Genomic DNA, 22,910 nt, shown 5'->3' with positions numbered 1-22,910 from the left:
CGTCCGAGTGATCACCAGAGGTGACATTCTGGCTCGTCGGCGCAGCTGAGAGTAGGCGTCTCCATATCAAGAGAGTTCTCTTGCATGCAAATTGGCGCTGGACTCGACCGCTTGATAGTGAGCCGCGTTCACACATCAGGAGGAGTCGCGAGGCGCCGTGTGGACGCGTGCACACATTCACGAGCGGATGAGGGCGTGATGTGTGCGCGAGACGCAGCCGCCGCTGTAACCGTTGCGTGACCTCCGCCACATCGGCGAGAGGCCTCCGAGAACCGGGCTTGGCCACTTGTCCCAACCGGTGGTAGGCGCGGGGCAATTCGGACGTAAACATGAAAGTACGTGATCAAGGCCGTGTTGGGTCGCGTCCGCAATGTCCGTTACGGCGTCAATAAAGGGCGGTGCACCGGGAATTCTGGGCACCCATTGAACAACTGTGGCGCAGCACACGTTTCTTGAAGGTATGGAGGAGCCCCTGATACCGCTTGGTCTCATGTCCCACACCGCTCACATACGTAGCCACCGGAAGCCGCGCCGCAGCGCGACGACATCCATGGCGATGCGCGCCGGCGTCGCCGGTGGCGTCCTCAGCATGGCAGCGGCGGGCGCGTCGGCTTCGGCGAGCGCCGCCGAGCCGGTGACGCAGACCCTCGAACTGCCCACCCTCACGGCCGACCTGGCCGTCCAGGTCGCCGAGTCCGCGGACGCCACGCAGCAGGCGGCCGCGAACTACGAGCTCCAGGCCGAGCGCGACGCGGCCGCCGCCGCTGCCGCCAAGGAGGCCAAGAAGGATCTCGCCGAGGCGAAGAAGAAGGCCGAGGCCAAGAAGAAGGCGGAGGAGGCCCGCAAGGCCGCCGCGGAGGCCGCCGTCTCGCGTTCCTCGGAGCGGACCACCCTCTCCACCACCACGACCGCCTCGGCGCCCGCCAGCGGCAGCGTCGCGACCGTCATCGCCTTCCTCAAGGCACAGGTGGGCGACGCCTACGTCATGGGCGCCACCGGGCCCAACGCGTGGGACTGCTCCAGCCTGGTCCAGGCCGCGTTCAACCAGGTCGGCGTCGAGCTGCCGCGGGTCTCGCAGGACCAGTCGATGCAGGGCACCGACATCCCGCTGTCGCAGATCCAGGTCGGCGACATCCTCTACTGGGGCGGCAAGGGTTCCGCCTACCACGTGGGCGTCTACATCGGTAACGGCCAGTACCTGGACGCGGCCAACCCCTCCAAGGGTGTCGTCATTCAGGACCTGTCCGGATATCCGGCGTCGGGCGCGGTGCGCGTACTCTGACGAGCACGCACACGCGTCACGAACGTCGGAAGGGCCGCAGCCGCTCGGGGGCAGCGGCCCTTCCGCCTTTTCCCCCGGATTGTCCACATTGGGCAGCGCGTTGACGGCCGGCCGGCCGCCGCGCTGACTCGCCGACGCCTTTGTGCGGGCCGTGGGGCGGCTGCGGAGCGCGCCCGCGGGGTGGATGAGGAGTTGCCCGCGGTCCCCCGGCTCAGGGCCGCCCAGACCCGTCACAGCCGGGTCCGAGGACCGGCCGAGCCGCCCGGCCGGGCCGAGTCGCGGTCATCCGCGCCCTACGACAGGTGGCGGCCCAGCGCGAGGAGGACTCCGCACGCCGGGCCGCCACCGTCGAGGCGCACCGCCTGGTTCACGCCTTGGGGGCCACCTTGCTCAGCCCGTTGATGATGCGGTCCATCGCGTCGCCGCCCGAGGGGTCGGTGAGGTTGGCCAGCATCTTCAGGGTGAACTTCATCAACAGGGGGTGGGTCAGGCCGCGCTGGGCCGCGATCTTCATGACCTTCGGGTTGCCGATGAGCTTCACGAAGGCACGGCCCAGCGTGTAGTAGCCGCCGTAGGTGTCCTTGAGGACCTGCGGGTAGCGCTGGAGCGCGATCTCCCGCTGGGCCGGCGTCGCCCGGGCGTGGGCCTGGACGATGACGTCGGCGGCGATGTTGCCGGACTCCATGGCGTAGGCGATGCCCTCGCCGTTGAAGGGGTTCACCATGCCGCCGGCGTCGCCGACCAGAAGCAGGCCCTTGGTGTAGTGCGGCTGGCGGTTGAAGGCCATCGGCAGGGCGGCGCCGCGGATCGGGCCCGTCATGTTCTCCGGCGTGTAGCCCCACTCCTCCGGCATCGACGCGCACCAGGCCTTCAGCACCTCGCGCCAGTCGAGCTCCTTGAAGGAGTCGGAGGTGTTGAGCACGCCGAGGCCGACGTTGGAGGTGCCGTCACCCATGCCGAAGATCCAGCCGTAGCCCGGCAGCAGCCGGGGCTCGGGACCACGGCGGTCCCACAGCTCCAGCCAGGACTCCAGGTAGTCGTCCTCGTGGCGCGGCGACTCGAAGTACGTGCGGACGGCGACGCCCATCGGACGGTCCTCGCGGCGGTGCAGGCCCATCGCCAGGGACAGCCGGGTGGAGTTGCCGTCGGCCGCGACCACGAGCGGCGCGTGGAAGGTGACTTCCCGCTTCTCGCCGGTGTCGCCGAGCTTGGCGTGCACGCCGGTGATGCGGCCGGTGCGGTCGTCGATGATCGGGGCGCCGACGTTGCAGCGCTCGTAGAGCCGGGCGCCCGCCTTCTGCGCCTGGCGGGCGAGTTGCTCGTCGAAGTCGTCGCGTTTGCGGACGAGGCCGTAGTCCGGGAAGGACGCGAGTTCCGGCCAGTCCAGCTGGAGGCGGACGCCGCCGCCGATGATGCGCAGGCCCTTGTTGCGCAGCCAGCCCGCTTCCTCGGAGATGTCGATGCCCATGGCCACCAGCTGTTTGGTGGCTCGCGGGGTGAGGCCGTCGCCGCAGACCTTCTCGCGCGGGAACGCCGTCTTCTCCAGGAGAAGCACGTCGAGTCCGGCCTTGGCGAGGTAGTACGCGGTCGTGGAGCCGGCCGGCCCCGCGCCGACGACGATGACATCGGCGGTGTTTTCGGAGAGGGGCTCAGTCACGGCTGTCACGGCGGGATCTCCCCTGGTTCGCAATCTGCGTGCCGACCGGCACTGGACATGGGCAGTCTATTCAGCACGATTGATCACCCGGCTGAAGGGCTGCCCCGTGAACCGAGCTCTCCCCGTAGTAAGGCTGCGCGTCCCCACCGACGAGGACGCCGTCGCCTGGCACCGGATCTTCGACGACCGGGACGTCATGGAGTTCCACGGAGGCAGGTCGGCGGAGCTGTCCGTCTACGAGGAACTCACCGCCCGCCAGCGTCGGCACGACGCCGAGCGGGGGTTCTGTCTGTGGACCATGGTCGATGAGAACGGGCAGGTCATCGCGGGGGGTCTGGGGGGTATCCCCCCAGAAGGCACAGCACCGGCGCCCAGCCGTGGCCGCAGGACTGGGGCCCAAGGGGGAGATCGAGATCGGCTGGCGGCTCGGGCGGGCGCACTGGGGCAAGGGGTACGCCACCGCCGCCGCGCAGATGACGCTGGAACGGCTGCGGGCGGCGGGCGTCTCCCATGTCGTGGCGCTGGTCAGACCCGGCAACGAACGGTCCGTCGCGGTCACCCGGCGGCTCGGCATGAAGCTCGCGGAGAGGTTCCCGCATCCGCGGCTGCCGGAGGACGCGCTGTGCTTCCGCCTTGATCTGTGACGCAGAGTGATAATCGGCTACAGAAAAACACTCAGCGCTTCCAGGTAGCGCCCCAGTGCGGTTACCCTGCCCATACCGCTGGGGGTGACATCTGTGCGAATAACACCCAAAACGCCCGAAGTGCGCGTCCCTCGTCTGGTCGGTCTGATGGCCGTCGACGCGCGCGAGACGGCCAGGGCACAGGGCCTGTTCATCAATGCGCCGGACCGCCAGGACTTCCACCTCGCCGTCGTCGACTACGTCGTACGCCAGTACCCGCAGCCCGGCGCCGAGGTGCCGCGGGAGTCGATGGTCTACGTGTGGTTCGACTTCGGTCCGGGTGACGGCGGCGGAGGCATGCGCGAGCCGCGCGTGCCGAACCCGTCGGGCGGCGGGCTCCAGCGCGAGCTGGACGAACCCGGCGACCCCTGCACGGTCGGGATCGGCCCGCCCTGAACCCTCAGCCCGCCTTGAACCCGCGGTGCAGGGCCACGATCCCGCCGGTCAGGTTCCGCCACGCCACCTTCGACCAGCCGGCCTTCTGCAGACGCTCGGCCAGCGCGGACTGGTCCGGCCAGGCGCGGATGGACTCGGCGAGGTAGACGTACGCGTCGGGGTTGGAGGACACCGCGCGGGCCACCGGCGGCAGGGCGCGCATCAGGTACTCGGTGTAGACCGTGCGGAAGGGCGCCCAGGTCGGGTGCGAGAACTCGCAGATCACGACCCGGCCGCCGGGCTTGGTCACCCGGTACATCTCCCGCAGCCCGGCGTCGAAGTCCTGCACATTGCGCAGCCCGAAGGAGATCGTGACCGCGTCGAAGGTGTCGTCCCTGAAGGGCAGCTTCGTCGCGTCGCCCGCCGTCAGCGGCAGCCACGGATGGTTCTTCTTGCCGACCTTGAGCATGCCCAGCGAGAAGTCGCAGGGGACGACGTAGGCGCCGGTCCGCGCGAAGGGCAGGGACGAGGTGGCCGTCCCTGCCGCCAGGTCCAGGATCTTCTGCGCGGGCCGGGCGTCGACCGCTTTGGCGACCTCCTTGCGCCACGCCCGGTCCTGGCCGAGCGACAGCACGTCGTTCGTCAGGTCGTACCGTTCCGCCACGTCGTCGAACATCGAGGCGACTTCGTGCGGCTGCTTGTTCAGGGAAGCGCGGGTCACGGGCCCATTCTTGCAGCCGCCCCCGGGGAAACGGCCGAGGCCCCGCTCACGGCAGCAGCTTCGGCTTCTTCCGCGCCGCCACGTCCTCCACCCAGCCGCAGGCCAGGACGGACACCGCGATCAGCACCCACCCGACCCCGAACATGAACCACTGGCTCTCCAGCGGCAGATACCTCTCGAAGGCCGGCACGTTCCAGAACTGGTCGATCAGCGGCACGGCGAGTATCAAGGCGATCTCGTGCCAGAGGTAGATCGTCACCGCGCGCGCGTTGAAGACCGTCACGACCCGGTCGAGCCGCCGGAAGCGGGTGAGCCACGCGAAGTCGATCGCGAAGTACGCCTTGGCCCACATCAGCAGCATCACGAACCCGGCCGACCAGAAGGCCTGCGCGAGCGGGATCTCGTCGAGGTCGTAGGTGCCGACCTCGCCCTGGTGGGAGAAGGCGTACCAGCCGCCGTAGCCGATCGCGGCGAGCGCCAGGACGACCACGAGCGCCGGTTTCATCCTCCGCAGCACACCGTCGCGGTGCGCGAAGCCGAGGATCCAGCAGAAGAGGTACGTCGAGAAGTCCCACATCTCGTTGCCGAGCCGCCCCTGCGGCCCGGACCACACGAAGGTGAGGACCAGGATCGGCGCCAGGGACAGGAAGAGCACCGGGACCGGCGCCGCCCGGAACACCTTCAGCAGAAGCGGGGACAGCAGCACGAACCACAGATACGTCCGCAGGTACCAGAGGATCTCCCAGGCCTGTACGCCCCACCGGCTCCCCGGCGGATCACCGAACGGCACGATCCAGTAGACGATCTCCCAGTGCGGCATCCAGCCGTGGACCAGCATCGCGAGGACCACGAAGAAGCCCCAGAACCAGAACGGGGGCAGCAGCCGGCGGAGCCTGCTCCGCACGACCTTCGGCGCGGGCCGCTCCAGCGACTTCGCCATCAGGGTCCCGGCCAGGCCGAACATGATCCCCATGGAGGGGAAGACCATCCCGCACCAGGCCCACCCGAAGGTGTGATAGGTGACGACCCGGATGAGCGCGACGGCCCGGAGGGTGTCGAAGTAGCGGTCGCGGCCAGCGGGCTTCGGCGGCGGCTTCTCCTCCGCCGCCTCCCCCGCGGGCCTTTCCCCTACGACCGCTACTTCGGGCTCTGGTTCCGGCTCGACCGCCGGCAGCGGAGCCGTCTCCTCCACCGCCACGGGCTGCCCGTAGTCCACGTACGGCTGCTGCGGATAGGTCGGTTGCGGATACGCCGGCTGGACGTACTGTGGCTGTGCGTACTGCGGCTGCTGAGAGCCGCCGTACCCCTGCCCGTCCCCGTACCCGTATCCGTACCCCTGCTGCCGGTACCCCTGCTGCTCCCAGCTCATCAGCTCGCCCCCGCCGGCGTCCCGACCTCGCCGGTCCGCTTCAGCTTCTGCCAGCGCAGCCGGCCGCCCGTGAGGGCCGTGATGCAGGAGTGGATGAGGACGAGGTACATCATCTGCCGGTAGGCCAGCTGCTGGAGCGGCATCATCAGCAGATAGCGGTACTTCTCCCTGTCCAGCCGGAAGGCGTACGCGGCACAGACCAGCTGCACCGCCAGCACCGCGAGCCAGGCCAGCAGCGCCGCCCGGAAGTCGATGAAGATCATCGAGTACGCGGTGAAGACGTCGATCAGCGGCGCGAAGACCGGCGTGACGATCTGGAAGATCACCACCAGCGGCATCCCGACCCGGCCGAAGCGGCCCGAAGGCCCCTTGTCGGTCAGGGACTTGCGGTGCTTCCACAGCGCCTGCATGGTGCCGTACGACCAGCGGTAGCGCTGCGACCACAGCTGCTTGAGCGAACCCGGCGCCTCCGTCCAGGCCTTGGCGTGCTCCTGGTAGACGACCCGCCAGCCCGCGCGGTGCATGGCGATGGTGATGTCGGTGTCCTCGGCGAGCGTGTCCTCGCTCATGCCGCCGACCTGGAGGACCGCCTCACGGCGGAAGGCACCGATCGCGCCGGGGATCGTCGGCATGCAGCGCAGCAGGTCGTACATACGGCGGTCGAGGTTGAAGCCCATCACGTACTCGATGTGCTGCCAGGCGCCGATGATCGTGTCCCGGTTGCCGACCTTGGCGTTGCCGGCGACCGCGCCGACGTCCGGGTCGGCGAAGGGCTGCACCAGCTGGTGCACGGCGTCCGGCTCGAAGACGGTGTCGCCGTCCATCATGATGACGATGTCGTAAGTGGCGTTGCGCACCCCGTTGTTGAGGGCGGCCGGCTTGCCCGCGTTCTCCTGCCGGATGACCCGGACGTTCGTCATGCCCAGCTCGTGGGCCGCGTTGAGCGAGATCTCGGAGGTGCCGTCCGTCGAACCGTCGTCGACGACGATGATCTCGATCGGATGGGTGCTCCGCGCCAGCGACCTGAGGGTGTTGGCGATGCACTCCTTCTCGTTGTACGCCGGGACGATCACGCTCACCGGCCGGGTGACCGTCGGTCCCCAGCCGAAGCGGCGTTTGTTGCGCTGTCTGTAGTGGCGGCGGGCGAGGATCAGCATCATCCCGAACCGCCCCATGACGGCGACGCCGACGACCATGAGGCCGACCGACAGCGTGGGTACGGCGTACTCGGCGACGGCGACGGCCGCGAGCAGTGCCTTGCCCTCGTAGAGGGTCGCTCCGCCCGCCTCGCGGTGGGCGGCCTGGAGGTTGCCGTTACCCGTGCCTCCGCCGGGCTGCTGACTGTTCGCAGCCGCCGGTCCGCCGGCCGCCTGCTGGCCGTTCGCCGACTGCTCCTTCTCGATGACCCCGCTGATGGTGGTGAAGGTGTACCCCTTCGCCTTCATCTTCACGATGTACTCGGGCAGCGCCTTGATCGTCTGCGAGCGCTCGCCACCGGCGTCGTGGAAGAGCACGGACGCCCCGTCGTCGCCGTCCGGTGTCGCCCACTTGACGATCTTCGAGACGCCCGGCTTCTTCCAGTCGTCGCTGTCGGTGTCGACGAAGACGCTGGTGTAGCCGTCCGCGCCGAGCTTCTCGTAGACGGGCCAGCTGTAGTTGTCGATGGCGTCCGTCTCCGAGGAGTACGGCGCCCGGAACAGCGTGGTCGTGATGCCCGCCGCGCCCGCGAGGGCCAACTGGGTCTGCTGCATCTCGCGGTTGACCCGGGCGTCGCTCTGGTAGGAGAGGTCGACGTGGGTGAAGGTGTGGATGCCCACCTCGTTGCCCTGCTCGACCATGTCCTTCACGATGCCCGGGTAGCGCGAGACCATCGAGCCGACCACGAAGAACGTGGCGGGGACGTCGTACTTCTCCAGGATCTCCAGCACCTTTGGCGTGTACGTCGGGTTGGGGCCGTCGTCGAAGGTCAGCGCGATCGTCTTGTCCGGGACGGAGACGCTCGTCGCCGAGCCGCCGCGGAAGCTGACGATCGGGCCGCCGTCGAGGATCGTGTCCGGCACCTTGCTGGAGCTGGCCCCGTCGCGGACCCGCTCGTCACCGCCGACCTCGGCGCGCAGATAGCCGTCGAGCAGCATCACGCTGGTCAGCGCGAGCAGGAGCAGGCCGGCGAGGAGGACGCGCGGCTTCTGGAGCGCCGCGGCCTTGCCCGCCGCCCGTCCCAGGCGCGAGGGGGCGCGGCGACGGCCGCGGGAGGGAGTCGTCGTAGTCATGAGGGTGGCTGCGCTCCGGTCAGTCGGCGGTCGCGGAGGCGGACGGGGAGACGGACGGGGTGGGCACGCCCGACGGCAGCGCGGGCGGAGAGCCGCTGGGCCGCACGCTGTTGCCGATGCCGCCCTGTGGCTGGGTGCCGGGTCCGTTGCCGTTCCGGGCGCCCGGACCGCCCTGGCCCTGGCCGCTCCCGAAGGGCAGCAGCGAGGACGGGTTCGAGGTGCCGATGCCCATGAAGGCGAGGCCCAGGACGACGGCGTACCCCACACACAGGACACCGACGAGAAGACCGATCCGGCGCAGCAGCTTGGAGCGGCGTCCGGAGTTGTCAACGAACACGGGCCCGTCGGCGGCTCCGTCGCCACGGCGTTTGCGGCGGCGACCACGTTCGGCGCGGTTTTCGATGGCAGGCTCGGAATGCATTCCCCGGACGTTAGAGAGTCTTTATGTGTCCGAAACTCAGGAATTCATGTGAGGCGCGTATGAGAAACGTCTTAACCTGTCTCTTCTCTGAGAGTTCGCTGGAACGGCTGCGTAACTCCCGTGGAGAGGAAAGGGGTTGAATGCCCGCTCTGGGTGCCCGGATCACCCGTTTTGTTCGTGCGTGCCCATGCGCCCGCTGGGTGAATCCTGTCCTCATGAAGCTCAGTCCCGTGTGAGACATTTCCACTCGCCCAACACAGTTTGTTTCCACCCTGAGACAGAAATCACGAGAGCGGGTGCATGCCGAATGCGGCGTTTCCTGAGGCCGACGGCCGGGCTGAGTTGCCTGTTTGCCCTGGCCACGGCGGGTTGTTCCGCGGACACCGACACCACCTCGGAAGCGACGCCGGCCCAGTCCGCCGAGGCTTCCGAGGAGACCTCGGCGAGCACGTCGTACGCCCCCTACGTCAGCGCCACGGAAGCCTCCGGCAACGACTCCGCCGGCGCTCCGACGACGTACAACCTGGCCTTCGTGATCGCGGACGGCGGCGACTGCGCCCCGACGTGGAACGACTCGCACGCCATCGGCGACTCCTCGGTGGCCACCCGGATCTCGGAGCTCAAGGAGAACGGCGCGAGTGTGCGGGTCTCCTTCGGCGGGGCGTCCGGCAAGGAGCTGGCCGAGAGCTGCGGCAGTGCGACGGCGCTCGCGCAGGCGTACGGCGAGGCCCTCGACGCGGCCGGCTCCACCCAGGCCGACTTCGACGTCGAGGGGGACGCGCTGACGGACTCCGCGTCGGTGGAGCTGCGGTCGGAGGCGATCGCGCTGCTGCAGAAGTCGCGCGGCGACCTCACCGTGTCGTTCACGCTGCCCGTGATGCCGTCGGGGCTCGACGACGACAGCCTCGCGCTGCTGGAGTCCGCCAACAACAGTGCCGTACAGGTCTCGACGATCAACCTCATGACCATGAACTACGGCGAGACGTACGACGAGGACATGGGCGACTACGCGATCACCTCGGCGAAGGCCGCGCACACCCAGCTGAAGGATGTCTTCGGGACGTCGGACGCGGTCGCGTGGCGGGCGATCGCGCTGACGTCGATGATCGGGGTCAACGACGTCGACAACGAGACGTTCACGCTGTCGGACGCGGCCCAAGTGCGGTCCTTCGCCGAGGAGAAGGAGATCGGGTGGGTGTCGATGTGGTCGACGTTCCGGGACCAGCAGTGTGACGACGAGGGTGACGAGCTGACCAACTGCAGCGGGGTGAAGCAGAGTTCGGGTGCGTTCGCGGAGGCGTTCGCGGAGTAGGGGGTCGGCTGCGGGATGCTCCGACTAGCGGCGTCTGTGGACCAGGCGGCCCGCGCACACCGTCGCGATGCACTCGCCGGTCTCGTCGAAGACGGCCAGGTCCGCGCGGCCCGTCGGGATGATCGCCGTCGGCTGTGTGCGGCGCAGCACGACGACGTCGTTCCGCTCTGCCGCCGCGCGGAGTTCGGGCGTATCGGCGTGCTCCGCGATCACCGCCACCGCTCCCAGCTTCAGCACCGCGTGGACGCGCTCGCGCGGGCTCGGAGCCGCCGGGAGCGGGCCCTCGTGAATGCGACCCGGTCCCAGCACGCCCGGCCACCGCCGCACCCTGGCACCGGGAAACTGCTCCTGCACCTCCGCCAGCGGCCCCACCGCGGCGACCCGGATGCCCTCGACGGCCACAGCACCGTCTTTGATCGGGTCCGGGTCGTCCCAGGTGAAGCGGACCTCGTCCGCGGCGTGAATCGTCAGCACGGTACGTCAGTTGGACGTGAGGATCTTCAGCTCGGGATGTGCCGTGCCGCCCTCGATCGCCGTCGAGGAGATGTGGGACACGATCCGCGCGTCGACGGGGTCGTTCGCCGGGTCGTCGTGGACGACGAGGTGCTCGTACGTCGTGGAGCGCTGGGCCGGGACCCGTCCCGCCGTACGGATCATGTCGATCATTTCCTGGAGGTTGGAGCGGTGCTTGGCACCGGCCGCCGAGACGACGTTCTCCTCCAGCATGATCGAGCCGAGGTCGTCCGCGCCGTAGTGCAGCGTGAGCTGGCCCGCGTCCTGGCCGGTGGTCAGCCAGGAGCCCTGGATGTGGGCGATGTTGTCCATGAAGAGCCGGGCGATCGCGATCATCCGCAGGTACTCGAAGATCGTGGCCTGCGTGCGGCCCTTCAGGTGGTTGTTCATCGGCTGGTAGAGGTACGGGATGAAGGCCCGGAAGCCGCCGGTGCGGTCCTGTACGTCACGGATCATCCGCAGGTGCTCGATGCGCTCGGCGTTGGTCTCGCCGGTGCCCATGAGCATCGTGGAGGTGGACTCCACGCCCAGGTTGTGCGCGGTCTCCATGATCTCCAGCCAGCGCTCGCCGGACTCCTTGAGAGGGGCGATGGCCTTGCGGGGGCGCTCGGGCAGCAGCTCGGCGCCGGCGCCGGCGAAGGAGTCGAGACCGGCGGCGTGGATGCGCTGGATCGCCTCCTCCACGCTCACCTTGGAGATGCGGGCCATGTGCTCGACCTCGGACGCGCCGAGGGAGTGGATGACCAGCTGCGGGAATTCCTTCTTGATCGCCGCGAAGTGCTTCTCGTAGTACTCCACGCCGTAGTCCGGGTGGTGCCCGCCCTGGAACATGATCTGCGTGCCGCCCAGCTCGACGGTCTCCGCGCAGCGGCGCAGGATGTCCTCGAGGTCGCGGGTCCAGCCCTTGTCCTTGGCCGTGGGCGGGGCGTAGAACGCGCAGAACTTGCACGCCGTCACGCAGACGTTGGTGTAGTTGATGTTCCGCTCGATGATGTACGTCGCGATGTGCTCGGTCCCGGCGTACCGACGGCGTCGGGCCGCGTCGGCGGCCGCGCCGAGCGCGTGCAGCGGGGCGTCGCGGTAGAGGTCGAGCGCCTCCTCCGGAGTGATCCGCCCACCGGATGCGGCGCGGTCGAGGACGGACTGAAGGTCGGCCTTCTCGGTCACCGGAGCGTCCCTTTCGTCAAGGGTTGTGGACGGAACCATCCGTAATGGACGGACTGCGCCAGCCTACGCCAGCGGTTTTGCGAGGCACACGTCAGGCCGCGTACGCGCCGATCAGCACCCCGACGAACGCCCCCATGATCAGGAACGGTCCGAACGGGATCGACGTCTTGCGCCCCGCCTTCCGCGCGACGACCAGCGCGCCGCTGTACAGCGCCCCCAGCAGGAACCCGGCGAAGGTCCCCAGCATGACCGTCGGCCAGCCGTACCAGCCCAGCACCGCCCCTGCCCCGAGCGCGAGCTTCACATCGCCGAAGCCCATGCCGGCGGGGTTGATCAGGAACAGCACGAAGTAGCCGCCGCCGAGCGCGAGGGCGGCCAGGAGCGCTGTCAGCCAGTCCCCGGTGTGCTCGGGCACGAACGACACCGCGCCCAGCAGCGCGAGGGCGGCGCCCGCGAGCGGCAGGGTCAGGACGTCGGGCAGCCGCTGCACCCGCAGGTCGACCACGGCCAGCAGTACGCCGACCGGGGCGAGCAGCAGCCAGACGGCGATCTCGGGCCGGGTGCCGGTCGCGGCGGCGAGGGCGGCGCAGCCGAGGGCGGTGAGGGCGGAGAGCAGGGCCACGGGAGGGCCGTAGGACTGTTCACGCTGTTCGCACTGCTGGCAGCGCGCCCATCCGATCCACCCCCCGAGGGGATGCTCACGCGGGCAGGTGGTCCGCCACTCCTCCTCCGACGGGACGGAGAACCGATAGGCGGGTTTCGGCAGAAACGCACCCGCCGCCGCGCCCCACAGCGCGGCGGCGATCACGAGGAAGGTCGTCATCCCACGGCCGCGACGCCATCGCGCCACGTCGGCAGGAGCTCGTCGAGCAGGGCCTCGGTGCGCGGCGGCAGGCCACGGGCGCCGCTGCGGGTGATGAGGTCGGCGGCGAGGGCCTGGAGCCGGTCGGTGTCACCGGTGGCGTGGGTGGCGCGGAGCAGTTCGTGCCAGAGGCGCTCGTCGCCGGGCGCGGAGTTGAGGGCGGCGCCGAGCGCCTCGATGGCCTTCTCCGCGCGGTCCTTGACCAGGTGGAACTCGGACAGCGCGAGGCCGATGTCCGCGACGAGGAGCGGGAGTTGGGCGTCGATGATCTCGTGGGTGAGCCAGCGGTAGCGCCCCTCGGGCCGGTCGGCGAGGAGCGGGCCGCGCACCAGGACGAGCGCGTCGGTGAGCAGCCGGCCGCGCACGACGCGGCTGTCGACGCCGCGGCCCTGCGTGGCCTCGTGGTAGAGGGAGCGCAGGACGTCGAGGTCGGAGACGACGGTCTTGGCGAGCGTGAGCCGCCCGGTGCTGTCGGTCCTGAGACGCGGCGAGCCGTCGGGGTCGGTGCCGAGCCAGGCCCGGAGCCGTTCGAGGAGGGCTTCTCGTACGTCGTCCGTGACGCCGCGCGGCCACAGCGCGGAGGACAGCACGCGCGGGTGGACACCCTCGCGGTGCAGGAGCAGCAGGGCGAGCGCCTCGTGGAGCAGGGCACTGCGGTCGCCGTCGGGGGTGTCGAGGCCGATGATCTCGTACGGTCCGACGAGCCGCGCGTACACCGCGGGCCGTCCCTGCTCGCTGACGTCGACGAGGAACGGGGGTGCGGTGGCCGGTCCCTGCGGTTCGCGCTCCGGGTCGGACTCGATGAACAGTTCGACGACCGCGCGCTGGAGGGGGACGGGCAGGAGCTGGGCGTCGAGTTCGAGGCCGAGCAGCGGGGCGAGGAGCTTGCCCTCGCCGGTGATCTCCATCTCCCAGGCGGCGCCGGGCAGATCGCCGCTCTCGGTGCCGACGAGGTAGCCGATGCCGAGCCGGCCGGCGTCCGCGGCGAGTTCGGCGAGCTTCATCGCGTCGTCGGCGGAGGGCTCGGCGGCGAGGAGGACGAGGTGCGGGGCCCAACGGGTGTGCTGGGCGGGGCCGGTACGCCCGGTGAGGACCGAGTCGTGTCCGGCGGCGCCCAGCGCGCCGCGCCGCTGCCGGGTCTCGGCCTCCATGGTCTCGACGAGGTCGGCGATGCCTTCGAGGTGCCGCAGCCGGTTGGGCGCGAGGGGCGTGAGGTCCTCGCCGAAGCCGACGAGGGTGATGGTCATGCGGTCCGACCAGCCGTTGGTGGCCAGTTCGGCGGCGACGGAGGCGAAGACGGCGGCACGGTCGGCCTCGCTGCCGCTCAGCGACACGATGCCGGGCACCGACTCCAGGTTGAGCAGCAGCCGGGAGTCGTCCAGGGTGCCGAGGCTGACGAGGCCGGGGTAGGGGGCGGCCGCGTCGAGGTCCTCGTACCGCTCGGCGTCGGCGCGCGCGAGCATCCAGAACGTCTGGTCCTGGCCGAGCTGCCAGGGGGCCGGCGGGTTTCCGGACGGCTGGGCGAGCTGGAGGTGGAGGTCGCCGTTGCCGCTGAGCCAGGTCGCGTAGACGGTGGGCAGGGGGCGCGATTCGGCGGCGAGGGAGGCGGCGAGCCCGCGCAGGGAGCGGTCCAGCAGTCGTACGCCTTCGGGGTCGGCGCCCACGAGCAGGGCGTCCTGCGCGTCGGCGGCGTCCCCGGTCGGCGTGGGCGGCTCCATGCCGCGCCGGCCGCCGACGGCACCGAAGGCCGACTGCCACAGGGCCTGCCGGCGGCGACGCCCGAGGGCGCCGAGGAGTCCGGCGGCGAGGAGGGGGGCGCCGACGAGGGCCTGCGGGAGGCCGAAGGCGTCGGAGGCGGCGTTCGTGGAGGTGGCGTGCTGCTGGTGCTGCTCCTGGTGGCCGGTCTGCCGGTCGGTCTGCTGGTCGGGGGCGGGGCGCTGCTCCGGGAGGGAGGCGTGGCCGGTGCCGCCGCCCTGCTGGGCTCCGCCGCCTTGCTGTGCGCCGCCGCCCTGGGCGTGGTCGCCGCTCTTGCCGTAGTCGTGGATCTGCTGCTGGGCGGCGGAGCCTCCGGACGCCTCGGGCATCTCGACGAGGTCCCCGCCCCGGGCGTCGCCCGGCATCTCCATGATCCAGCCGGGCCTGATGAGGCTGGCCTCGGACAGCTTGGAACCGTCCGGCTGCACCCGGTCCTTGTTGAGATCGAAGATCTCCTTGTACCGGCGTCCGTCACCGAGGTGCCGTTCGGCGATCTCCCAGAGGGAGTCGTGGTGACGGCCCTCGGGCGGCTGGATCCGGTAGTACTTCGTGTCGTCGGCCTTGGACGCGCTGCCCCCGGCGTCGGCGTGCGCGGCGGCGCCGGCGGCCTGCTCGGCGAGGGCGGCGGCAGTGCTCGCGGCCTGCTCCTGCTGCTGGGCGAAGAGGCCGCCGCCGGGGGTCTGCTGTGCGGCGGCGACGGTGCCCCGCTGGTTCCCCTCCATGTCGTGCCCGAGCTGGGACAGCCCCGGGGTGAGGCTGGCGGCGGTGGCGCCGACGAGCAGGAGGGCGGCGACGAGCTGCCGGGCGAGGAGCTGGCTGGGGCCGGAGCCGGGAACGCGGCCGGGGACGCCGATGCCGGAGACGGCGGCCTTTATCTCGACGAGCACACAGGCGGTGAACTGGGCCCAGGCGAGCCACACGATGACCGTGAGGATGTTCAGGAAGGTGCCGGTGGTGATGGGCTTCTGGAGCCACTCCAGCTCAGGCACCCCGTGAGGCAGCGGCCACCCGACGGACACGGCCAGCGCGCCCGGCACTCCCACGACCAGCACCAGCAGCGCGACGAACGCGAAGAACGCCTTGACGAAGTCCCCGAACGAACGCCGCCGGATCCGCACGGCCTGCGGGGTCCGGTTCCTCGGGGTACTCGGGCTGCCCGTCGAGCTTCCCGTCGAGCTTGACGAGCTGGAAGTGCGGCGTCGCGGCATGGCGGGTGTCCTGGGTGGTGTGTGAAGGGAGTGGGTGTGGGTGTGCTGAGGGGTGTACTGAGCCTACAGAGATCTTATGTACGGCGTCGAAGGTCGGGCAGGGCCCTGTGGACAACCTCTCGGATCACTTCCTCACGACCTGCCGGACATGCCCGAGTTGGCACCTCTTTGACCTCTGGCCTGTGCTGCCGTTCGCAATCGCCACGCCACACCCTCACGCTCTCTGCACAATCCCCCGCAGGCAGTTAAGGAACCCTCACTCGCCCCTGATAGCTTCGTTCCCCGTTGCACACGCCGACCTCCGGGGGAGATCCACCGTGGCCCGCCGCGCCCTGCCCGTCACCGCCGCCGCGTTCGCCATGACGGCGACCCTTCTGCTCACCGCGTGCGGTGGGGGTGACGGGGGGCCTTCGGATGACATCAAGGGGGCGGACAGGGAGTCGGGGGGTCCGTCGGTTTCGGCATCCCCGTCGACGCCGGTAGGCGCACCCGACATCAGCGTTCCGAAGGACCTCGATCTGGTCTTCGACTTCGATGAGCCGTCCGACGCGAAGCACGCGGCGGCGCTCGTCGGCGCGCAGAACTACATCCGTGCGCTGGACCACGGCATCGACCAGCAGGACCCGAACGACCCGGCGTACCGGTACTACTCGCTCAACCAGGCCGCGCAGTACGCCAAGTCCCAGATCGAGACCTGGAAGAAGGGCGGCTGGACCGTCACCGGGACGGACAAGTACTACGACGAAGAGGTCAGCACCCTGAGCGGTGGCCAGGGCGTCCTGGTCACGTTCTGCCGGAACCAGGCCAAGTTCTACGGCAAGGAGATCAAGAGCGGGAAGGTCCTCTCCTCGGAGGAGAACCTGGCGAGTTACCAGACGTTCCGGCTGCGCATGATCCCCCCGTCCGGCTCCTCGGAAGTGTGGAGAGCCTTCACCATCGAGGTGATCGGCAAGGCGAAGGAGTGCCGGCCGTGACGCCCTCGCGACGATTGCTGCGACGGTGCGGTCTCATGGGAGCGGCAGCGGTGCTGTGGACCGGCGGCACGGCCCACGCGAACGGGCCCGCCGACAACACGACTCCTCCCCCGGCGTCGGGCAACGCCGACAGCAACGGTGACTTGTCCGCCGCCGTATCCCGGATCAAGGTCACCCAGGTCAGCGGCCCCACCGGCGGCAAGACCGGCAGCATCTCCTCGACGGACGTGAACTGGGAGCCGCCGCCCTGCTGGTACGAGCCCGTCTACACACCGGAACAGCTCAAGGCGTTCTCGGAGGGGAACAATCCGCTCGGATATGTCAGCCCCCACGAAATGTGGGGCGGCCAGAAGCTGTGGACGGACCACTACCGGGACAGCAAGGTCGCGTACAACTACGAGGACAACGCGCTGGTGTCCCGCGGGGGTTACGACAACTACAACATCGGCAAGAAGGGCTACTTCTGGCGCGGTGTGGCCCGGGACCCCTCCGACCCGGACTCGTTCGGCTGTGAGCGCGTCATGTTCTGGCAGAACGCCGGCGAGATCCCCGACGTACCGAACGCCCCCACCCCGAAGACCCTCGCCGAGTACGCGTACGACAAGGTCAAGGTCCCGGGCACCGAGATCGAGCTGAAGCCGGCGACCAAGTCCACGGTCAACGCCCCGACTTGGGTCTGGCTGGACAAGGGGACCTTCAGGGAGATCAAGGTTCGCGCGGAGCTCCCGAACACAGGCCTGTGGGCGGAGACCACCGCGAAGCCGGTCGCCCTGCACCTGAACCCGGGCACGGAGTACGCGCAGGCCATCCCCGCCTCGGGCAACTGCGAGATCAACGAGGACGGATCGATCGGCACGCCCTACCAAAGAGGCGACTCCGACCGGACCCCGCCCTGCGGCATCCGCTACCTCAAGGCCACGGACGGCACGCCGTACCGCCTGTCCGCCTCGGTGACCTGGCAGATCACCTGGCAGGGCGCGAACGGCACCGGCGGCGACCTGCCGGACGGGACCTTCGAGACGACGCAGGACATGAACGTCCAGGAGATCCAGTCGATCAACCGCTGACGCGCCGTCCCTTGAGGACTGTTCCACACAGTCGACACGTCTGTCCGTATCCGGCAAGCACGTCACCCTGACAATGCATGGCTATACCCCCGGATTCCCTTTTTTCTCTTTGCTCCCGCAGGGAGATACCGGCTCAATGCCATTCGTCGGGGTTGAGTGCCGCCCCCACAAATCCGTCTCCCGTGGTGACTGTCAGGTCCGGCTGGCTCACCAGGCGGGCGATCTTCTCCGCATCGAACTCGCGGAACTCGAGAACGAAATGTTCGGCGATGGCGGGTCTGTCCAAGGGGAATCCATCCAGGTCGACCGCTGAGTTCGCGCGGTCGGCTCCTTGGCAGAGGACCGATACGAACAGTGGGAAGTGTTCCACCTCCAGCAGCCGGTCCGCCTCATCGATGACGGCGGCGATCCCTACTCCGCCGGTCACCGCGCCGCACAGGTCGTCCAGGCAGTCCACCATCGCGTCCCAGTTCCAGCCGAAGTAGCCGTGGAACTGCAACACTTCGGCGAAGGCGGCATAGATCCCGCGCTCAGTCACCAGATCGCGGGAATCGAAGCGATGGACATGCCCGCCCTTCGCCTCCAGATGTGCCAGCTGCCGACGGACCTCAACATCTCCCTGGGGAACGAAGAGGACCCAAGGCTCCGAAGTCCCTGTGATATCGAAATCGGTCATTTCTGAATCACCCTGTGAATTCACCAACGTAGTAGAAAGTTCCATAGTGGTCTGGCGTGTAATACGCGGGACCGGGACCGTCCTTCGGCGTCAGCAGGCGTTCAGGGCCTCTGATTTCCTTGCCACAGCCGGGCGCGCTGCACTGCGGGAGGTCGACCTTGGCGTTGACGTCCCATTCCTTGTACTTACCCCCGGGCAGTTGAGACTTGTTGTTACCCCAGTTCGCGTTGCCATGGTAACCGTCGACCTTCCCGATGCCTCCGGGGCGGGCGTTGACCTTGTTCAGCATGTCCGTGGCGCTCTGAGGGGCAGGGCCGGGGAGAAGGCCGGGGCCGTCGGGACTGCCGGTGTCGCCACCGTGCTGATGGCACAAGGGCGCGAGGCCCATCGGGTCCGACCATGTGTGGGGGTTGTGGACATACGTGACGGGGTTCGGCGCCGGGAGCAGGCCGAGGGGGTCGGGGCTGGTGTAGCGGGCCGTCTCGGGATCGTAGTGACGGTGATGGTTGTAGTGGAGGCCGGTCTCCGGATCGTGGTACTGGCCGGGGAATCGCAGCGGTGTGTACGCGCTCGCGCCCCTGTTCCAGGCAGTGTTTCCCCACAGGGTGGACCGTGTGTGCCAGGCGATCTCGCCATCCGGGGAAACCAGTTCGGTCGGGGTGCCGACGAGGTCGGTGACGATGGCGAAGAAGCGCTCGTCGATCGTCTCCTGCGGAGCTTCCGCTGCCCAGATCCGCTCGGCCTGGCTCAGGGGAGAGAGACCGTCGTGGTCCCAGGTGAGCGTGGTGTGGCCGCCCGTGTCGCCGTGCTCGGTGGTCTGTTCGCAGAGGGTGTTGCCGTCCCACGTGAAGACGGTGCGCTCCAGGACGGTCTCCATGTCGGCGCCGAGCCGGAGCTTCGCGGTCCGCCGTCCCAGGGGATCGTAGGTGTAGCGCCAGCGGCTGCCGTCCGGTGTGGTGACGGCAGTGAGCCGGTCGTCGGCATCCCACTCGTAACGCCAGACGTCGGGCTTGCGGGAGAGCCGGGTCTTGCGTCGTACCACCACACGTCCCTGGGCATCGTGCTCGTGGTGAACTCGGCCCGCTCGCGTCAGTCGCGTTCCCGAGTACTCGCGCGGTCCGGCAGCCTCGTGGCCAGGATGCTTCGCCGGCCAGTCGGCCTCGGTCTGGTTGCCCGCGGAGTCGTACGCATAGCGCTCGTTCCACCCCTCGGCGTGCACCGCTGTCACACGGCCTTGAGCGTCGAGATCGAAGCGCCGGCTGCCCGTGCGGGAATCCTGAATCGCTGTGAGGTAACCGTCGGGTCGATAGGTGTAGGAACGCTCGGCGACCCGATGCTCTCCCGGGGCCGTGCTCGCCTGCCTGACCAGGCGATCGAGGCTGTCGTAGCCGTGACTGAGGGTGAGTGCGCTGTCTATCCGGCGGGTGATTTCCCGGTCTGCCGCATCGTGCACGAAGTCGATGACGTGACCCGCTGTGGCCAGCCGGGCGGCGCGTCCCGCGTCGTCGTATTCCCAGGTGCTGCGGGCGCCCGAAGGGGTGGTGCGCAGTGTCCGGTTCCCGGCGGCGTCGTAGGCGAAGCTCATGGTCCGGCCGTCGACGACCTCCTTGACACGACGGCCGAGCGCGTCGAGTTCCACCCGAAGGCTGCTGTCGGGACCGACGGCCTCGGTCAGCGAACCGTTCGCCGTGTAGGCGTACACGGTGGTCGTGCCATCGACATCCTTCGCGGTGATCCGCCCCAGCGCGTCCCGCTGGTAACGGATGCTCTGCCCAAGGGCATTGGTCCGGGCGACCAGGCGGCCCGCGGCGTCGTAGGCGTAGCGGGTGGTGCGCCCGTCGAAGTCGGATTCTGACAGGAGTTGCCCAGCCGTGTCATAGCTGTAGTTCCAGGTCAGACCCTGAGGGTTGGTCACCGAGGTGAGGCGGAGTTCCGCGTCGTGGGTGAATGTGTGGAGCTCACCTCCTGGGCCGGTGCGGGTACTGAGCCGGTCGAAGTGGGTGTACTCGAAGGTGGTCGCATGGCCGACGGCGTCCACATGACGGACGCAGTTGCCCTCGCCGTCGTACTCCCACGTCTCGCACGACCCATCGGGTTGGACACGCCTGGTGGGCAGGCCCTCGACGGTCCGTTCGAAGCAGGTCTCGTGGCCGAGCGCGTCAGTCACGGCGATGGCCAGGCCGAAGGCGCTGTACCTGTAGCTCGTGGTGTTACCAAGACCGTCCGTGACCGTGAGCGGGAGACCAGCGGCGTTGTTCGTATAAGCGGAGGCACGGCCAGATGCGTCCCGGGCCTCGATGAGGCTGCCGTCCGCTCCGCGAATGAAGTGGGAGGTCGCACCGAGAGGATCCGTGATGGCGGTGACGTTTCCACGTTCGTCGTTGGTGTACTGCCAGTGGGCACCGTCCGGCAGCGTGACGGCCGTGAGGAGATACCGGTCGTCGTAGACCGCGCGCACGACCGATCCGTCGGGCCGAACAACCTCGACCGGCTGCCCCGCATCGTTGTTCACGAAGCCCGTGCGGTGGCCGAGTTGATCCGACGTCGCAATGACGTGCTGATGAGCGTCGTAGGTGGTGGTGACTGTGCCACCCAGCGCGTCGATCTCGGCGACAACCAGGCAACGATCGTCGACAACGAAGCGGGAGACGGCACCGTCGGCGGTGGTGAGGGTGGTGACACGGCAGTCGGGCCAGGACGGATCGGTCCCGTCGTAGGCGAGGGTGATCGCGATGTGCCCAGCCTCGCCGCCCTCGGCGAGGCAGCGGTCCTGGTCGTCGTATGCGTAGAGGTAGCGTCTGTTGTTCGTGTCCTCCCACGAGGTGATGCGCAGTCGCTCGTCGTAGGTGAACCGGAGCGGCAGACCGGAGGAGTTGGTGACCGAGGTGAGGTTGCCGTCGGTGTAGCCATAGCGCTTGACCACGACGTCCGAGCCGTCCTCGGCCGCCCCGGCCAGGCTCAGGGAGGTGACGCGGCCGTCGTCGGTGGTGATCTTGAGGTGATAGCCGCCGGAGTGACGGATCGCGAGAGGCGTGCCGTTCTCGTCGTAGTCGAAGGTGATCGTGTGCTGGTTGCGGTCGCTGACGCGTGCCAACAGGGCGCTGCCGTCGGCGGTGGGGCGGGAGAAGTGGTGTGCGTGGCCGGTGAGCGGGCTGTCGACGCGGTATCCGCCGTCGTCCAGTCGGGTCAAGGGCCGGCGAGGGCCGGTCTCGGGCAGGACCGACACGTGCGAGTTCGAGGGGTGGGGGTAGGTGAGGAGCAGACCGTCCTCGGTGACGAGGACGATGCCGGCGTCATCGACTTCGAGGCGCTGGTCGACGGTGGAGGCCCACGTGGGGCCGAACCACCATCCACAGCGGTAGTCGGAGGCGACCCGGCGGGTGAACGCCAGGGGCAGCAGGCCAGGCAGATCCACGTCGGTCTGCGGCAGATACATTGCGCCCGAGGCCATGTCGACCGGGTCACTGCCCTTGGACTTCACAAGGTTCTTGGCTCGGTCGTACGCGCCTTTGGCGCCGTCGGTGACCATGGTCCGGGCATTCTTGCCCAGGCCCCGAACGGCCAGCCCCATGCCCTTCAGGCCGCCCTTGAGCCCCTTCATCGCGGCCATGCCGCCCTTGAGGCCCTTGGCAAGGCCGCCGAGCGTGGTCAGGCCCTTCATGCCGGGTATGCAGTCCAGCGCGGCCAGGCCCACATCCCATAGGGACGCCTGGCCTTTTGAGTATTTGTAGAGCGTGTCCGCGAGCACGACGAGCGCGGCGATGAGGACGATCGCGCCGAGGATCGGACCACCGATGATCATCGCGACGATACCGACGACCGCGACGACGACCTTGCAGACGGTGACGATGTTGTCCCAGTTGTCGGTGAACCAGTCCCCGACCTCTTCCCACCAGGACCGGTTCTGGATCCCGGCGTCGGAAGCCTCGTCGATCTTCGTCTTGGCCTCGCGGGCGGCGTCCTCACGCATCTTGCGGGCGTCGGCGGCCATCTTCTTCGCCGCGTCCAGGGCATCCTGCGCACTGTCGACATCCGACTGGGCGCTGCTCTGCGCGGACTTGGCGTGCTGGGCATCCCGGGTGGCGGCCCTGACCTTGGACTCGTCGGGCTTGTCCGCGTCGGACTTGCTGCCGGTGGGATCGTCCTTGTACTTGTCGGCTTCCTTGCTCGCCCGGGTCACCCACGAATCAGCCGAGGAAAGACGGGATTTGGCCGAGGACAGATTCGCCTGCGCCTCACGCGCCTTGGCGAGCGCCTTGTCAGCCAGCGCCTGGGCACGCTCCAGCTTCGGCCAGAAATCCGCCAGCGCGTTCCCGCACAACTCGTAGGACTTCTTCAGCTTCTTCAGGTTCTTCGGAACCCCGCCGAACTCGTCCTTGAAGACCTCCGCCGACTTGCCGGCCCACTGCAGCAGGGTGTCCTCGTCCGACATGCCCTTCACGAGGCGGAGCGCGTCGGAGACGTCGTCGGCGAAATCATGCAGCGTCCTGGCCAGACTCCGGACCCGGTCCGGATCCCCCGGCGTCGGATCCTTGTCCAAGTCGAGGACGTGCCAATCCGCCGGCCGATGCCCCGCCATAGTGCGACCCCCGTCACCT

The 22,910-nt window shown here is 69.0% G+C and carries 17 protein-coding genes; 6 read left to right on the top strand and 11 right to left on the bottom strand.

Annotated features, from left to right (window positions below; translation table 11 throughout):
* Positions 1–460: 460 nt before the first annotated feature.
* On the top strand, positions 461–1,282 hold the full coding sequence (locus OG381_RS27295) for a C40 family peptidase (RefSeq protein ID WP_327718717.1): 822 nt from the start codon (positions 461–463) through the stop codon (positions 1,280–1,282).
* A gap of 367 nt (positions 1,283–1,649) precedes the next feature.
* On the opposite strand, the gene OG381_RS27290 is transcribed toward OG381_RS27295, so the two are convergent.
* Positions 1,650–2,948 (bottom strand): geranylgeranyl reductase family protein, encoded by a 1,299-nt coding sequence (locus OG381_RS27290; protein WP_327718716.1) that lies wholly within the window; start codon positions 2,946–2,948, stop codon positions 1,650–1,652.
* Between the two features lie 368 nt (positions 2,949–3,316).
* On the opposite strand from OG381_RS27290, the gene OG381_RS49670 reads away from it, so the two are divergent.
* Together OG381_RS49670 and OG381_RS27280 are read left to right on the top strand one after the other, a co-directional pair.
* The gene (locus tag OG381_RS49670) at positions 3,317–3,583 is read left to right on the top strand and encodes a GNAT family N-acetyltransferase (RefSeq protein ID WP_443061939.1); all 267 of its coding nucleotides are present in this window, start codon (positions 3,317–3,319) and stop codon (positions 3,581–3,583) included.
* A 120-nt stretch (positions 3,584–3,703) separates the two neighbouring features.
* Positions 3,704–4,018, top strand: coding sequence for a PASTA domain-containing protein (locus tag OG381_RS27280; RefSeq protein WP_327718714.1), 315 nt, complete (start codon positions 3,704–3,706; stop codon positions 4,016–4,018).
* 4 nt (positions 4,019–4,022) lie between these two features.
* Here OG381_RS27280 and OG381_RS27275 read toward each other — a convergent pair whose 3' ends face one another.
* Genes OG381_RS27275 through OG381_RS27260 form a run of 4 tightly spaced genes read right to left on the bottom strand, consistent with a single transcriptional unit; the run spans position 4,023 to position 8,778 of the window.
* Positions 4,023–4,718: a demethylmenaquinone methyltransferase gene (locus OG381_RS27275; RefSeq protein WP_327718713.1), complete on the bottom strand. Its 696-nt coding sequence runs from the start codon at positions 4,716–4,718 to the stop codon at positions 4,023–4,025.
* Positions 4,719–4,764: 46 nt separating this feature from the next.
* Positions 4,765–6,087 carry an acyltransferase family protein gene (locus OG381_RS27270; protein ID WP_327718712.1) on the bottom strand — a complete coding sequence of 441 codons (1,323 nt, stop codon included), beginning with the start codon at positions 6,085–6,087 and terminating at the stop codon, positions 4,765–4,767.
* On the bottom strand, positions 6,087–8,357 hold the full coding sequence (locus OG381_RS27265) for a bifunctional polysaccharide deacetylase/glycosyltransferase family 2 protein (protein ID WP_327718711.1): 2,271 nt from the start codon (positions 8,355–8,357) through the stop codon (positions 6,087–6,089). The genes OG381_RS27270 and OG381_RS27265 overlap by 1 nt, the downstream gene beginning before the upstream one ends.
* 19 nt (positions 8,358–8,376) lie before the next feature.
* Positions 8,377–8,778, bottom strand: coding sequence for a hypothetical protein (locus OG381_RS27260; protein ID WP_327718710.1), 402 nt, complete (start codon positions 8,776–8,778; stop codon positions 8,377–8,379).
* A gap of 307 nt (positions 8,779–9,085) precedes the next feature.
* Between OG381_RS27260 and OG381_RS27255 the strand changes: the two genes are divergently transcribed.
* Positions 9,086–10,090: a chitinase gene (locus OG381_RS27255; protein WP_327718709.1), complete on the top strand. Its 1,005-nt coding sequence runs from the start codon at positions 9,086–9,088 to the stop codon at positions 10,088–10,090.
* A 24-nt stretch (positions 10,091–10,114) separates the two neighbouring features.
* Here OG381_RS27255 and OG381_RS27250 read toward each other — a convergent pair whose 3' ends face one another.
* From OG381_RS27250 to OG381_RS27235, 4 genes are all read right to left on the bottom strand, one after another.
* The gene (locus tag OG381_RS27250; RefSeq protein WP_327718708.1) at positions 10,115–10,564 is read right to left on the bottom strand and encodes an imidazolonepropionase-like domain-containing protein; all 450 of its coding nucleotides are present in this window, start codon (positions 10,562–10,564) and stop codon (positions 10,115–10,117) included.
* A gap of 6 nt (positions 10,565–10,570) precedes the next feature.
* Complete coding sequence (mqnC, locus tag OG381_RS27245; RefSeq protein ID WP_327718706.1) at positions 10,571–11,770, bottom strand: cyclic dehypoxanthinyl futalosine synthase; 1,200 nt, start codon at positions 11,768–11,770, stop codon at positions 10,571–10,573.
* A gap of 91 nt (positions 11,771–11,861) precedes the next feature.
* Positions 11,862–12,593, bottom strand: a complete 732-nt coding sequence (locus OG381_RS27240; protein ID WP_327718704.1) for a prepilin peptidase — start codon at positions 12,591–12,593, stop codon at positions 11,862–11,864.
* Positions 12,590–15,595, bottom strand: coding sequence for a BTAD domain-containing putative transcriptional regulator (locus OG381_RS27235; protein WP_327718703.1), 3,006 nt, complete (start codon positions 15,593–15,595; stop codon positions 12,590–12,592). The genes OG381_RS27240 and OG381_RS27235 overlap by 4 nt, the downstream gene beginning before the upstream one ends.
* A gap of 317 nt (positions 15,596–15,912) precedes the next feature.
* On the opposite strand from OG381_RS27235, the gene OG381_RS27230 reads away from it, so the two are divergent.
* Together OG381_RS27230 and OG381_RS27225 are read left to right on the top strand one after the other, a co-directional pair.
* Complete coding sequence (locus OG381_RS27230; protein WP_327718702.1) at positions 15,913–16,569, top strand: hypothetical protein; 657 nt, start codon at positions 15,913–15,915, stop codon at positions 16,567–16,569.
* A gap of 35 nt (positions 16,570–16,604) precedes the next feature.
* Complete coding sequence (locus tag OG381_RS27225) at positions 16,605–17,636, top strand: hypothetical protein (protein ID WP_327718701.1); 1,032 nt, start codon at positions 16,605–16,607, stop codon at positions 17,634–17,636.
* 133 nt (positions 17,637–17,769) lie between these two features.
* On the opposite strand, the gene OG381_RS27220 is transcribed toward OG381_RS27225, so the two are convergent.
* Positions 17,770–18,312 (bottom strand): barstar family protein, encoded by a 543-nt coding sequence (locus OG381_RS27220; RefSeq protein WP_327718700.1) that lies wholly within the window; start codon positions 18,310–18,312, stop codon positions 17,770–17,772.
* A 7-nt stretch (positions 18,313–18,319) separates the two neighbouring features.
* Positions 18,320–22,891 carry an RHS repeat-associated core domain-containing protein gene (locus OG381_RS27215; protein WP_443061938.1) on the bottom strand — a complete coding sequence of 1,524 codons (4,572 nt, stop codon included), beginning with the start codon at positions 22,889–22,891 and terminating at the stop codon, positions 18,320–18,322.
* Between the last annotated feature and the right edge of the window lie 19 nt (positions 22,892–22,910).

Origin of the sequence: Streptomyces sp. NBC_00490, assembly GCF_036013645.1 — a bacterium.
In the GTDB taxonomy this organism is placed as follows: Bacteria; Actinomycetota; Actinomycetes; order Streptomycetales; family Streptomycetaceae; genus Streptomyces; species Streptomyces canus_F.
This window is presented reverse-complemented; position numbering and strand designations above follow the sequence as displayed.

Coding starts and splice junctions, on each gene's coding strand:
- OG381_RS27295 (WP_327718717.1), top strand. CDS start 461: ATGGAGGAGCCCCTGATACCGCTTGGTCTCATGTCCCACACCGCTCAC.
- OG381_RS27270 (WP_327718712.1), bottom strand. CDS start 6,087: ATGAGCTGGGAGCAGCAGGGGTACCGGCAGCAGGGGTACGGATACGGG.
- OG381_RS27265 (WP_327718711.1), bottom strand. CDS start 8,357: ATGACTACGACGACTCCCTCCCGCGGCCGTCGCCGCGCCCCCTCGCGC.
- OG381_RS27260 (WP_327718710.1), bottom strand. CDS start 8,778: ATGCATTCCGAGCCTGCCATCGAAAACCGCGCCGAACGTGGTCGCCGC.
- OG381_RS27255 (WP_327718709.1), top strand. CDS start 9,086: ATGCGGCGTTTCCTGAGGCCGACGGCCGGGCTGAGTTGCCTGTTTGCC.
- OG381_RS27240 (WP_327718704.1), bottom strand. CDS start 12,593: ATGACGACCTTCCTCGTGATCGCCGCCGCGCTGTGGGGCGCGGCGGCG.
- OG381_RS27235 (WP_327718703.1), bottom strand. CDS start 15,595: ATGCCGCGACGCCGCACTTCCAGCTCGTCAAGCTCGACGGGAAGCTCG.
- OG381_RS27225 (WP_327718701.1), top strand. CDS start 16,605: ATGGGAGCGGCAGCGGTGCTGTGGACCGGCGGCACGGCCCACGCGAAC.
- OG381_RS27220 (WP_327718700.1), bottom strand. CDS start 18,312: ATGACCGATTTCGATATCACAGGGACTTCGGAGCCTTGGGTCCTCTTC.
- OG381_RS27215 (WP_443061938.1), bottom strand. CDS start 22,891: ATGGCGGGGCATCGGCCGGCGGATTGGCACGTCCTCGACTTGGACAAG.